Origin of the sequence: Enterobacter cloacae complex sp. IR5412 (genome assembly GCF_049237385.1) — a bacterium.
GTDB classification, from domain to species: Bacteria; Pseudomonadota; Gammaproteobacteria; order Enterobacterales; family Enterobacteriaceae; genus Enterobacter; species Enterobacter intestinihominis.
In genome coordinates this window covers 222,056-233,464 of the sequence record NZ_JBMKHQ010000003.1, presented here as the reverse complement: position 1 = coordinate 233,464, position 11,409 = coordinate 222,056, and the positions used below count along the sequence as shown (strand labels likewise).

At 55.5% G+C, this 11,409-nt stretch carries 13 protein-coding genes; 3 read left to right on the top strand and 10 right to left on the bottom strand.

What is annotated here, in order from left to right:
• Positions 1-68 precede the first annotated feature (68 nt).
• Positions 69-914 (bottom strand): N-hydroxyarylamine O-acetyltransferase, encoded by an 846-nt coding sequence (gene nhoA / locus ACOTX2_RS07415; protein ID WP_421625897.1) that lies wholly within the window; start codon positions 912-914, stop codon positions 69-71.
• Positions 915-1,019: 105 nt separating this feature from the next.
• On the opposite strand from nhoA, the gene ACOTX2_RS07410 reads away from it, so the two are divergent.
• A complete protein-coding gene (locus tag ACOTX2_RS07410; protein WP_023300182.1) occupies positions 1,020-1,592 on the top strand; it encodes a flavin reductase family protein in 573 nt (190 codons plus the stop codon).
• A gap of 48 nt (positions 1,593-1,640) precedes the next feature.
• On the opposite strand, the gene fusA is transcribed toward ACOTX2_RS07410, so the two are convergent.
• Positions 1,641-3,740, bottom strand: coding sequence for an elongation factor G (fusA, locus tag ACOTX2_RS07405; RefSeq protein WP_023330144.1), 2,100 nt, complete (start codon positions 3,738-3,740; stop codon positions 1,641-1,643).
• Between the two features lie 161 nt (positions 3,741-3,901).
• Between fusA and ACOTX2_RS07400 the strand changes: the two genes are divergently transcribed.
• Positions 3,902-4,204, top strand: a complete 303-nt coding sequence (locus tag ACOTX2_RS07400) for an ArsR/SmtB family transcription factor (RefSeq protein ID WP_022648218.1) — start codon at positions 3,902-3,904, stop codon at positions 4,202-4,204.
• Here ACOTX2_RS07400 and ACOTX2_RS07395 read toward each other — a convergent pair.
• Positions 4,199-5,134: a LysR family transcriptional regulator gene (locus ACOTX2_RS07395; RefSeq protein WP_063147282.1), complete on the bottom strand. Its 936-nt coding sequence runs from the start codon at positions 5,132-5,134 to the stop codon at positions 4,199-4,201. The genes ACOTX2_RS07400 and ACOTX2_RS07395 overlap by 6 nt on opposite strands.
• A gap of 85 nt (positions 5,135-5,219) precedes the next feature.
• Here ACOTX2_RS07395 and ACOTX2_RS07390 point away from each other — a divergent pair, with 85 nt between their 5' ends.
• Positions 5,220-5,696 carry a GNAT family N-acetyltransferase gene (locus ACOTX2_RS07390; protein WP_022648220.1) on the top strand — a complete coding sequence of 159 codons (477 nt, stop codon included), beginning with the start codon at positions 5,220-5,222 and terminating at the stop codon, positions 5,694-5,696.
• Positions 5,697-5,836: 140 nt separating this feature from the next.
• Here ACOTX2_RS07390 and ACOTX2_RS07385 read toward each other — a convergent pair whose 3' ends face one another.
• The 7 genes from ACOTX2_RS07385 to ACOTX2_RS07355 all read right to left on the bottom strand — a co-directional run bounded on the left by ACOTX2_RS07385 (position 5,837) and on the right by ACOTX2_RS07355 (position 11,382).
• On the bottom strand, positions 5,837-6,472 hold the full coding sequence (locus tag ACOTX2_RS07385) for a helix-turn-helix domain-containing protein (RefSeq protein ID WP_022648221.1): 636 nt from the start codon (positions 6,470-6,472) through the stop codon (positions 5,837-5,839).
• Positions 6,473-6,562: 90 nt separating this feature from the next.
• On the bottom strand, positions 6,563-7,564 hold the full coding sequence (locus tag ACOTX2_RS07380) for a Kdo(2)-lipid IV(A) acyltransferase (protein ID WP_063147281.1): 1,002 nt from the start codon (positions 7,562-7,564) through the stop codon (positions 6,563-6,565).
• A gap of 185 nt (positions 7,565-7,749) precedes the next feature.
• On the bottom strand, positions 7,750-7,980 hold the full coding sequence (gene pptA, locus ACOTX2_RS07375) for a tautomerase PptA (protein ID WP_022648223.1): 231 nt from the start codon (positions 7,978-7,980) through the stop codon (positions 7,750-7,752).
• Positions 7,981-8,017: 37 nt separating this feature from the next.
• Positions 8,018-8,635 (bottom strand): glutathione S-transferase family protein, encoded by a 618-nt coding sequence (locus ACOTX2_RS07370; RefSeq protein WP_022648224.1) that lies wholly within the window; start codon positions 8,633-8,635, stop codon positions 8,018-8,020.
• Positions 8,636-8,801: 166 nt separating this feature from the next.
• Positions 8,802-9,689 carry a transporter substrate-binding domain-containing protein gene (locus ACOTX2_RS07365; RefSeq protein ID WP_022648225.1) on the bottom strand — a complete coding sequence of 296 codons (888 nt, stop codon included), beginning with the start codon at positions 9,687-9,689 and terminating at the stop codon, positions 8,802-8,804.
• A gap of 9 nt (positions 9,690-9,698) precedes the next feature.
• Positions 9,699-10,472: an amino acid ABC transporter ATP-binding protein gene (locus ACOTX2_RS07360; protein WP_022648226.1), complete on the bottom strand. Its 774-nt coding sequence runs from the start codon at positions 10,470-10,472 to the stop codon at positions 9,699-9,701.
• Positions 10,456-11,382, bottom strand: coding sequence for an amino acid ABC transporter permease (locus tag ACOTX2_RS07355; RefSeq protein ID WP_023300190.1), 927 nt, complete (start codon positions 11,380-11,382; stop codon positions 10,456-10,458). Before ACOTX2_RS07355 ends, ACOTX2_RS07360 begins: the two co-directional genes overlap by 17 nt.
• Positions 11,383-11,409 lie beyond the last annotated feature (27 nt).

The following is an 11,409-nucleotide window of genomic DNA, read 5'->3' as shown; positions in this document are numbered from 1 at the left end:
GTGGCGGCTACGCCTTACCCGACCTACGTATACTCCCGTAGGCTCGGTAAGGCGTAGCCGCCACCGGGCTATTTCCCCGCCTGCGGATGCGTATCAAACCCCTCCATCACGGCCGTCAGCTCTGCCAGTGTAAAGCCGTGCTTCGGGTCATCAACGCCCAGGCCAAACCGGTCCTGCATCAGCTTATATAGCGCCTCCGCATCCGGCAAATGGATCTGCTCCTCCACATGACCGTTCTGCCAGTGGGTAAAATTAAAGTTGGTCAGCGTCAGCTTGCCCCCGTCCGGCAGGTGGCGACACATCAGCAGGTGATGACGAAAATGGGACTGAGGCCAGTGCGCCGACCAGAAGTTACCCATCACGTAATCGTTGAAGTACTGCGTCCCCAGGTCAAATTGGTACATTGACTGCCAGTGCTCGTGATGGCGGAATTGCAGTACCCAGTCGTTACCCTCGCTCAGCAAACGATAACTCCCGTGCGGGGTTTTCTGCTCCTCGTTGGCGATCAAACGAATCGGCGCCGTCAGCGTTTGTCCGCCAAATCCCACATCGGCGATCCAGCGCTCGCCGTTCAGCTCAACCAGGAGCAACCGGTGCGTGCGCGGCGGCATCTGCGACGGATTCGCCAGTACAACCCGCCCCAGCACGCTGCGTACCGTAAACCCAACTTCGCGCAACACCCGCTCAAACAGGCCATTTTGCTCGAAGCAATATCCCCCCCGACGCGCGGTGACCAGTTTATCCACCAGACACCCGTCGTCCAGATGGATTTCCCGCGGCAAAACGACGTCAATATTTTCAAAAGGGATCGCGCAGTTATGGTGTAAATGGAGCCCCCGCAGGGTATCGATATTAACCTGTACGGGCTGCTGCCAGCCCGTGCGGGCAAAATAAGCACTCAGAAATGGGGACATGATTTGCTCCATGATGTGATATCCCCTGTTTATAAACTATTTTCCCTTATGCATATGCGCAAAAGTGCTTTTTCGGCATACTCATCGTGTACATGAGGAGATCCTATGAGCCACTTTCGTCCTGTTGAATTACGTCATGCCAGCCGTCTTCTGAATCACGGTCCAACCGTGCTCATCACCAGTCGGGATGAGACCATCGATCGTCGCAACGTCATGGCCGCCGCATGGTCTATGCCGGTGGAATTTGAACCCCCGCGTATCGCGATTGTGGTAGACAAAAGCGCGTGGTCACGGGAGTTGATCGAACGCAGCGGGAAATTCGGCATTGTGATCCCCGGCGTGGCGGCAGCCAACTGGACCTGGGCGGTCGGCAGCGTCAGCGGACGCGACGAGGATAAATTTAACTGCTACGGGATCCCGGTTATTCATGGCCCTGAGCTTGGTCTGCCGGTTATAGAAGAGAAATGTCTGGCGTGGATGGAGTGTCGGTTATTACCTGTCACTTCTGCGGCCGAGAAATATGACACCCTGTTTGGCGAAGTGGTTTCCGCCGCGGCAGATGAACGCGCATTTGTCGCCGGACGCTGGCAGTTTGACGGGGATAAGCTGAATACGCTGCATCATCTGGGGGCCGGGACGTTTGTGACGAGTGGGAAGATGGTGAAGGCGCTGGATTAACGCATCTCAAAAAAGAAAAGCCCTCTTCCTGAGGAAGAGGGCTTTTTATTACTTAACGCGCTTCGCAATAATCTCATCCGCCACATTCCGCGGAGCTTCCGCAAAATGATGGAACTCCATCGTATACGTCGCGCGCCCCTGGGACATCGAGCGCAGCGTGGTGGCGTAGCCAAACATTTCAGCCAGCGGGACGTCAGCGCGAATAATCTGGCTGCCGTACTGCTCTGCCATCCCCTGCACCATGCCGCGGCGGGAGGAGAGATCGCCCATAATGTTCCCGGCATATTCTTCCGGCGTTTCCACCTCAACGTGCATCACCGGCTCAAGAATAACCGGATCCGCCCGCCGCGCGCCCTCTTTGAAGCCGAGGATCGCCGCCATGCGGAAGGCCATCTCCGAGGAGTCAACGTCATGGTAGGAACCAAACGTCAGGGTCGCTTTCACATCGACAACCGGATAGCCCGCCAGCACACCCGTATTCATGGCTTCTCGCAAGCCTTTTTCCACCGACGGGATGTACTCCCGCGGCACTACCCCGCCTTTGGTGGCATCTTCAAACACAAAACCACTTCCGGCTGCTAACGGCTCCAGACTCAGGACCACATGACCGTACTGCCCTTTCCCGCCGGACTGTCGGACAAATTTACCTTCAATATCCTTCACCGCTTTACGCAGGGTTTCACGGTAGGTGACCTGCGGACGACCAATGTTTGCCTCAACGCCAAACTCACGCTTCATGCGGTCAACGATGATTTCGAGATGCAGTTCGCCCATCCCGGAGATAATGGTCTGACCGGACTCTTCGTCCGTGTGCAGACGGAAAGACGGATCCTCCGCCGCCAGGCGCTGTAGGGCGATCCCCATTTTCTCCTGATCGGCCTTGGTTTTCGGCTCAATCGCCAGCGAAATAACCGGGTCCGGGAACTCCATCCGTTCAAGGGTGATCACCGCATTCGGGTCGGTCAGCGTGTCACCGGTGGTGACGTCTTTCAGCCCGACACAGGCTGCGATATCCCCTGTGCGCAACTCGTCCACCTCATGGCGGTCGTTGGCATGCATCAGCACGATGCGCCCGATTCGCTCTTTTTTGCCCTTCACCGGGTTATAAACCGCGTCGCCTTTGCGCAGTATGCCGGAATAGACGCGAATAAAGGTCAACTGTCCGACGTACGGATCGCTCATCAGCTTGAAGGCCAGCGCAGAGAATGGTTCATCATCGCTTGGGTGGCGCTCGGCGTGCTGTCCATCTTCGTCTACCCCATCAATAGCGGGCACGTCCAGTGGAGACGGCATCAATTCAATCACCGCGTCGAGCATGCGCTGCACACCCTTGTTCTTGAAAGCGCTGCCGCACAGCATGGGCTGTATTTCACCGGAGATCGTCCGGATCCGTAGCCCTTTGATGATTTCAGCTTCATCCAGTTCGCCCGTCTCAAGGTACTTATCCATAAGCTCATCGCTGGCTTCTGCCGCAGACGAGACCATTTTTTCTCGCCACGTCTGGGCGGTGCTCAGCAGATCGTCGGGCACCGGCGCGTAGGTGAACGCCATGCCCTGGGTCGCATCATCCCAAAGAATGGTGCGCATCTTGATGAGATCAACCACGCCGGTGAAGTGTTCCTCTGCGCCCACGGGGATCACAATCGGGACCGGATTAGCTTTCAGCCGCTCCTGCATCATCCGCACCACGCGGAAGAAATCCGCACCCGGGCGGTCCATTTTGTTGACGAATGCCAGACGCGGGACGTGATATTTATTCGCCTGACGCCAGACGGTTTCCGACTGCGGCTGCACGCCGCCGACGGAGTCATAAACCATCACCGCGCCGTCGAGCACACGCATGGAACGTTCCACCTCAATGGTGAAATCCACATGCCCGGGGGTGTCGATAATATTGATGCGGTGCGGTTCAAAGCCTCTGTCCATGCCGGGCCAAAAACAGCTCACCGCCGCCGACGTAATGGTGATCCCGCGCTCCTGCTCCTGCGCCATCCAGTCGGTGGTTGCCGCGCCATCGTGTACTTCACCCAGCTTGTGGCTCATCCCGGTGTAAAACAGGATGCGCTCAGTGGTGGTTGTTTTGCCCGCATCGATATGCGCGGAGATACCGATGTTGCGATAACGTTCGAGTGGAATGGGTCGGGGCATGATATTTCCTTACGTCTTCATGACGGGTTTGTGACGACCAGGATAGTCGCGAGTTTGTTCGTTTGTTATAATAGTCCTATTGTACGAGTATTATCGAACTATTTTTTAACGGTTGACCTATTGTTGATATAGCTCAATCTCACGCGAGACGCAGGAAAACGATGATCCCAAACCACCCGGAACCAGAACAAATACTGCTGGAAAATGTGCTATTCGCCCTCGGCAATCCGCTGCGGCTGGCGATTATTCGACGGCTGGCCGACGGCAGTGAGCTGAGCTGCAACGCGCTGCGCCCGGACGAGGTGGTGAAATCAACCATGACTCACCACTGGCGTGTACTGCGCGACAGCGGCGTGATCTGGCAGCGCCCGCAGGGGCGCGAGAATATGATTTCACTGAGAAGAGAAGATCTGGACGCCCGCTTTCCGGGGCTGATGGCGATCCTGTTACAGTCGAAATCATAAGCGCTCTGACTGTTGCCCTTCGGCCAGCGCGCGCAGCGTAGCTTTGAGCCAGTTCGTGACGCCTCGTTTCCCGCTGCGCTTGTGCGAATAAATTTTTACTTCAAACGGACTGATGTGGAACGGTAAATCAAAAATTTTAATACGGGTAGCTGGCAGCAGCTTTTCAGCGGCGAATCGAGGTAACGCCATCAGCAGATCGCTTTCTGCAATAACAAACGGGGCGCTGAGCATAGACGGGGTTTTGATCGCAATGTGTCGGGTATAACCCATGCGTTCCAGCTGCAAATCCAGCACCCCCTGCTTCTCATTCCACGGCGTAACCACAAGATGCCGGGCGGCGAGATAATCCTCCAGCGTGAGCGCGCTCCGGCTCGCATTGCTAATCACCACATATTCATCTTCGAACCAGCTGATCTCTTCCAGCTCCGGGTACCGGCGATCCTCAATGGTGCTGAATCCCAGGGCCAGATCCACCTCGCCTGCCAGTAATTCCGTCAACGCCGGGCTGTGCGGCAAATATCGTAATTCCAGACGCAAGCCAGGCGCCGCTTGTTGAAGCGTATTCATGAGCGCAGGGAATATGCAGAACGCGGTAAAGTCCGTTATCGCGATCTGCAAACACGCTGTACTAATAGCAGGATCAAATTCCGGCTGCGGCGACAGCTCCTGGTCGAGATATTTCAGGGCCGATGCAATAACTGGCGCAAGCTGGGTGGCATAGACGCTGGGACACATTCGATGTCCTTCCCGGTAGAACAGCGGGTCGTTGAGCGAAACACGCAGCCGTGACAGGGCATGGCTGAGCGCCGAGGTGCTCATCGCCAGCTCATCTGCCGCAAGTCGAACGGAACTGTGGCGATAAATCGCGTCAAAAACCGGCAGAAGGTTTAAATCAAGGCGCCTTAAGGCTGGATGCATAATATTCATCATTTATTGATTTCATTGCACTTAATTCTTCTGACATTAGCCTTTATGCTTATCCCCATCAACTACAAACAAAGATAAAGGGAAAGGAATGAGCATTACGATTCGTCAGGCGCGACCTGAAGATGCAGCGGCAATATACGATATGATTTACGAACTCGCAGTCTATGAAAAAGCGCCAGAAGAAGTGGTCACCACGCCGGACGAAATCCGTAAAACGCTGTTTGGTGCAGACAGTAAAACCGAAGCGCTGGTTGCCGAATATGCAGGCCATGCTGTGGGGTATGCCGTTTTTTTCACCAGCTATTCCACCTGGCTTGGCCGCAACGGCATCTATATGGAAGATTTGTATGTCTCCCCGGAATACCGCAGCAAGGGTGCGGGAAAAGCACTGCTTAAAAATATCGCGCAATGCGCAGTGGAACGTCACTGCGGCCGGCTGGAATGGAGCGTGCTTGACTGGAACCAGTCTGCAATTGATTTTTATCTGAGCATCGGCGCGGTACCGCAGTCCGAATGGGTACGCTATCGTCTTGATGGCGAGGCATTGCGGGCATTTGCTGAGTAGCAATGCCATCGCGTGAAACGCCCCTCTTTCTAAGGGGCATAATGTCAATGAAAGCGTTGCTGAAGCACGGTATATCTGAGAAAGAGCTTACCGTCTTTTTTTGTTTTCTCTGAGACGCTCGACGATTCAGCGACCGAGGCTCATTCCGGCTGCGTCAGGCTGTAGACAGGGATCCGCCGGGTTGTCATCGTTAGCGTATCAAACACCTCAGTCTCTGACGTCACAATCCTCGTGCCCGTTTTTCTTAGCCTCTGCACATCGGCCGCGATACGCTGAATGCCAAACCAGAAAAGCCCGTCGAGCGCCGTTACAGATAGTCCATTTTCGAGTGCCAGTTTGAGTCGTTCCCTGGGCGCTTTCACCTGCTGTGCAATTTGCCGGTAAGGTACTTCACTTCCGCCAGTGCTGTCGCTTCGCTGGATTCGCGTTTTCAGGTGATAGGTAAATTCGTCAGGAACGCCTTCCAGGTCCTGTTTAAGGCTGTAAACGCAGCCAAACCGCTTGCCATTGAACAGGACATTTTTTTGACTGAGCTGGAACTCATTTCTGATCCCATCAATCAACTGCGGGGCGCGGGTGAGGAGTAACCGGAAGGGAAGCTCAAAGCTGGTCACATAATCCACATTCAGCAGCGCGAGACGCAAACGCTCTTCCGCACCGGATTTTTGCTCGCGACACTCGCGCATCACTTCTGCCCACTGGCGGGTCAGACGTTCTGGCTCGGCGACTTCGGTGAGGAGATATTTTTCAAGGTGATAGTCGACTCTTCCGGTCATATTTTGCATCCCGACAAGGTGGATGCGGTAATTCTATCCAGCGGCGCAGATTTTATAAAGGGCGGAGCGCAACGGCATCCGCCCCCTGTGTTACTGCTGGATACTCGACCGATCCGACATATCGCTGGCAGAGAAAGTTCTGACTGAGGACTGGACCTGTTTTTTTCGCGCATACCGGTCCGGTTGCCCTTCAGGACGCGTTTTGAAGCGACGATGCAGCCACATATATTGCTCGGGTGCCATCATCACCGCACGCTCAATCGCCCTGTTCATCTGCGTAGCCACGGCCACTTTATCGCCTCCCTGCAAGGTATCGCTAATATCGTCCAGGATAATCAGCTCATACCCTGTGCCGTCTGCTTTTCTGCGTGGTACAAACGGGATCACGGCCGGTCTGGCACTCTTCACCAGCATATAGCTCCCGGCAGTTGTCGCGGCGTCCGGGACGGCAAAAAACGGCACAAACACGCTATTCGTTTTTCCATAGTCGTGATCCGGGGCATACCACAGGATCTCATTTTGCTTAAGCGCGCGGATCATGCCCTTCAAATCGTAACGGTCGAGCATGGTTTTATTGGAACGCAGACGACCGCGCGTCTGTAGCCAGTCGAGCAATGCATTGTTGTTGGGACGATAGACGCCAATACCCGCGTTGAGCATGCCAAAGATGCGTGCGCCTAATTCCAGCGTGAGAAAATGCATGCCAATGAGCACCACGCCCCTTCCTTGCGCCCTTGCCTGTTCCATATGTTCGTAGCCGGTCACGCTGAAGTGTTTGCGCACGCGCCAGTCAGGCCAGAACCACGCGATGCCCGTTTCGATGACGCCCATTCCAACCGATTCAAAATTACGCTCAAGCAAACGCTCGCGCTCACCCTCTTTCATCTCCGGAAAGCAAAGCTCAAGATTTCGTCTGGCGATTTCCACGCGGCGTGGAAGCAGACGCATGACCAGACGCCCGAGTCCGTGCCCTGCTTTTAACAGAAGCGGATACGGAAGCTGAACCGTGCCCCAGAGCGCAGCAATGCCTGCCCAACTGAGCCAGTAACGAGGATGCATAAAGGCGAGTGAAAACCGAGGTAATTTTGTCATGAAAAAATTATCCTTTTACTATCTGTACTTAATCTGGTGCAGTTGTAGTGCTTACCTGCTGATTTAACGAATATTGTTTGGAGGAGTGAATTGTAGCGGAAACGTTGTGCTGTTTATTATCGATTTTTGCGAAAGGAATGAAAGGCGGGGATCGCCGGGTGATACTGCACCACCCGGCAGGCGAGTTACATCGAATAGCCGGGCTTCTTAATCAGTTCATCCAGTTTAGGTCCAATCTCGGTATCCCAGACCTGCGCCTTCCAGTCAGCTTCCTGGACTTCGTGAAGCGCCACGGAGATTGAGCGATCTTTGCTGTTCAGATGACGGACTATTGTTTCGGCGATATCCGCCGCCAGGGCCGTTTTTTGTTCGTCAGTCAGATCGCGTGGAAAACATTTGATATCAACGTGAGGCATGGGCAGGGCTCCTTTTATAGGTTAGCGTTCCACGTTATCAGATTATGTCGTTAGCTTTTAGCACCTTGTGCAGTTCTGGCAACGCGCAGACGGCATCCGCGATGGCGGTGATATTAGGTGCGTTGGTGGTAAACCACTCATGACCTGGCCCCCAGGTACGCACGACGGCAATATAGACGTCAAGCAGCGTTAGCTGTTGGCCAAAGGCATAAGGCGAGGCGCTGAGCTGGCTGTCAAACCACAGATAGAGGGATTTCCGGTACTCAATACAGTTTTTCTTCAGCTGTTCCGGGGCATCAGGCACCCAGCGTTCCGGGTAATCTGCATACGTAAAGGTGGGATAGACGTTCGCCACAAACCAGATGAGCAGGCGCTGAAACTGCTGGCGCTCGGCCTGCCCAACGGGCGGCGCGAGGTCGGGTCGTCTGTCGAGCACCATCAGGGCGATCGCCGCGGTTTCCGTCACGATCGCCCCATTTTCCAGCTCCAGCGTCGGCACCTGGCACAGCGGGTTCAGTTTCAACAGCAATTCGCGCTGCGGGCCGGGCTGGTCAAACCCATCCACGTTGACGAACTGATACGGGATGTCTGCCAGAGTCAGCATCACCTCACTGATTGCCGATCCCCAGCCGGGTACGCCATAGAGTTTGATCATGTTGCCTCCTCAGGGATGAAAACCCTAAGTGTATACCCGTCATACTTCAAGTTGCAGGTGCGTTGGCTGCATTCACTCACCCCAGTCACGTACTTATGTACGCTCCCGGGGATTCGTTCCCTTGCCGCCTTCCTGCAACTCGAATTATTTAGGGTATAGAGCACCATTAGTAGGTTATCCCGGGTGGATTAACGTCTGAAGACGTCACTGCTTCGCCCGCTTCCCCCCAGCGCGCCAGCACCTTTTGATAATCCCCGCGCTTAATCGCACCGTCCAGCGCAGCCTGCAACGCATACACCAGCCCATTGCCTTTTTTGGTTGTGGTGGCGACATAGGCTTTCTTCGGGCCTAATCCCACGACGCGGGTTTTGCCGGTTAACGCGGCTTTGTAGGCCGAAACGGACTGCGGTCCAAAGAAGACATCCGCCCTGCCGGACTGAATATAGAGATTGCCTGAGGCGTCGTCGGTCAGATAAACCGGCAACGCAGGCTCGCGTCCGGCCTTTTTATTCTCTTCGTTCCAGCCCAGCAGAATACGTTCCTGATTGGTGCCTGACCCGACAATCACCTTTTTACCGGCCAGATCTTTCGCACTGGTGATCGACTGTACGTTGCTGGTGGATTTCACCGAGAAGGCCAGGGAATCGACGCGATAGGTTGCAAAATCGAACTTCTCCTTACGTTGCTCGGTGACGGCGATATTCACCAACGCCACGTCATAGCGCCCGGAAGTGATCCCCAGCGGCCAGTCTTCCCACGCCGTTGGCACCAGCTTCAGCTTCAGCCCCAGACTGCCCGCCAGTAACCGGGCGATATCCGGGTCGCTGCCAATACGGGTGCGGTTATCACTGGCCAGCAGCGCCAGCGGCGGAGAATTCAGGGCTGAAATCGCCACCGTGAGGGTACCCGGCTCAACAAATTTATAGTTCGCCGGGATTTTCGCCACTGCCTGTTGATCAACCGTCACTGGCAGCGGCTGTTCGTTGGCCTTTAAATCAATGCTGGCGTGGCTCGCTGTCGTGAAGACCAGCCCCGCCAGGAGTCCATATTTCATCTGCGCTCCTTACAGCACTTTTGAGAGGAACTGGCGCGTTCGCGGATGCGACGGTCGGTTTAACACGTCGTCGCTGCTGCCCTGCTCCACAATTTTACCGTCGACCATAAATACCACCTGGTCCGCCACTTCCCGTGCAAAGCCGATCTCATGGGTGACCACCACCAGCGTAGTGCCGGAGCGGGCGAGCTTTTTAATCACGTCCAGCACTTCGCCAACCAGTTCCGGATCCAGCGCCGAGGTTGGTTCATCAAACAGCATCACGCGCGGGCGCAGCGCCAGCGCGCGGGCAATGGCAATGCGCTGCTGTTGGCCGCCGGAGAGGTGACGCGACCAGGCATCGGCTTTATCGCGCAGACCTACCACATCCAGAAGGCTGTAGGCGTTTTCAATAGCCTCTTTTTTACTGAACTTTTTATGCGCGATGGGTGCTTCAACCAGGTTTTCCAGCACCGTAAGATGCGGAAAAAGATTGAAGTTCTGAAACACGTACCCAACGTTGACGCGCTGTTTGAGGATCTCTTTCTCTTTGAGCTCGTAGAGTTTGTCACCCTGACGGCGATAGCCGATGTAATCCCCGTCAATCTGGATAAAGCCTTCGTCTACGCGCTCCAGATGGTTAATAGTGCGCAGCAGCGTCGATTTTCCCGATCCAGAGGGTCCGAGGATCACCGTCACGGAGCCCGGTGGGATCTCAAGCGTGACGTTATCGAGCGCTTTATGTCGGCCAAAAAACTTACTGACGCCGGTTATGGAAATGTGTCCTTCAGGAGAGGCTTGCATGAACGGGCTCCTGTGCTGACGAAGTGGTGACGGAACGCGCGCGGCTGGTCGCCCGGCTCTGGTTTACGGCGGAGCGGCGCTCGCTGCGGGCGAGTCCACGCTCAATAACATGCTGGATGGCAGACAGTACGGTGGTGATCACCAGATACCAGACGGCCCCCACCATCAACAGCGGGATCACCTCCTGGGTGCGGTTGTAGATCATCTGGATCGTGTAGAACAGTTCCGGCATCGCCAGCACGTAAACCATCGCCGTCCCTTTGGCGAGGCTGATGATTTCGTTAAACCCGGACGGCAGGATGGTGCGCAGCGCCTGGGGGAGAATTATGCGCACGGTGCGACGCCACGCCGGCAGACCCAGCGCAGCGGCCGCCTCATACTGACCGTGGTCGACCCCAAGGAAGCCCCCGCGAATGATCTCCGCAGTATAGGCGCTCTGCACCAGCGTCAGCCCCACGATGGCGGTAGAAAACTGCCCGAGAACGTTGATGGTTTCAAAGCTGCCCCAGGTAATGCCGGTAAAAGGCACGCCGAGAGAGAGCGTGTCGTAGAGATAGGAGAAGTTATAGAGGATAATCAGTACCACGATCAGCGGCAGCGATCGGAACAGCCAGATGTAACCCCACGCCAGGCTGTTCAACAGCCATGATGACGAGAGCCGAGCCAGCGCCAGCATGCCGCCAATCACCACGCTCAGTACGGTACTTATCAACGTCAGCAGCAGCGTCTGTCCGACGCCTTCGAGGATCACCGGGTCAAAGAACCAGCGGGCAAATACCGCCCACTCCCAGCGCGGATTAAAGGCCACGGACTGGATCACGACCGCCAGCACAAACAGCGCCACCACGGCGCCAGCAGCGCGCAGCGGATAACGTGCCGGGACCACTTTTATGGTTTCAACGTTGCTCATCGTCGCTCCTTATGCGGTTTTGCTGAG

Coding starts and splice junctions, on each gene's coding strand:
- nhoA (WP_421625897.1), bottom strand. CDS start 914: ATGTCCCCATTTCTGAGTGCTTATTTTGCCCGCACGGGCTGGCAGCAG.
- ACOTX2_RS07410 (WP_023300182.1), top strand. CDS start 1,020: ATGAGCCACTTTCGTCCTGTTGAATTACGTCATGCCAGCCGTCTTCTG.
- fusA (WP_023330144.1), bottom strand. CDS start 3,740: ATGCCCCGACCCATTCCACTCGAACGTTATCGCAACATCGGTATCTCC.
- ACOTX2_RS07400 (WP_022648218.1), top strand. CDS start 3,902: ATGATCCCAAACCACCCGGAACCAGAACAAATACTGCTGGAAAATGTG.
- ACOTX2_RS07395 (WP_063147282.1), bottom strand. CDS start 5,134: ATGATGAATATTATGCATCCAGCCTTAAGGCGCCTTGATTTAAACCTT.
- ACOTX2_RS07390 (WP_022648220.1), top strand. CDS start 5,220: ATGAGCATTACGATTCGTCAGGCGCGACCTGAAGATGCAGCGGCAATA.
- ACOTX2_RS07385 (WP_022648221.1), bottom strand. CDS start 6,472: ATGACCGGAAGAGTCGACTATCACCTTGAAAAATATCTCCTCACCGAA.
- ACOTX2_RS07380 (WP_063147281.1), bottom strand. CDS start 7,564: ATGACAAAATTACCTCGGTTTTCACTCGCCTTTATGCATCCTCGTTAC.
- pptA (WP_022648223.1), bottom strand. CDS start 7,980: ATGCCTCACGTTGATATCAAATGTTTTCCACGCGATCTGACTGACGAA.
- ACOTX2_RS07370 (WP_022648224.1), bottom strand. CDS start 8,635: ATGATCAAACTCTATGGCGTACCCGGCTGGGGATCGGCAATCAGTGAG.
- ACOTX2_RS07365 (WP_022648225.1), bottom strand. CDS start 9,689: ATGAAATATGGACTCCTGGCGGGGCTGGTCTTCACGACAGCGAGCCAC.
- ACOTX2_RS07360 (WP_022648226.1), bottom strand. CDS start 10,472: ATGCAAGCCTCTCCTGAAGGACACATTTCCATAACCGGCGTCAGTAAG.
- ACOTX2_RS07355 (WP_023300190.1), bottom strand. CDS start 11,382: ATGAGCAACGTTGAAACCATAAAAGTGGTCCCGGCACGTTATCCGCTG.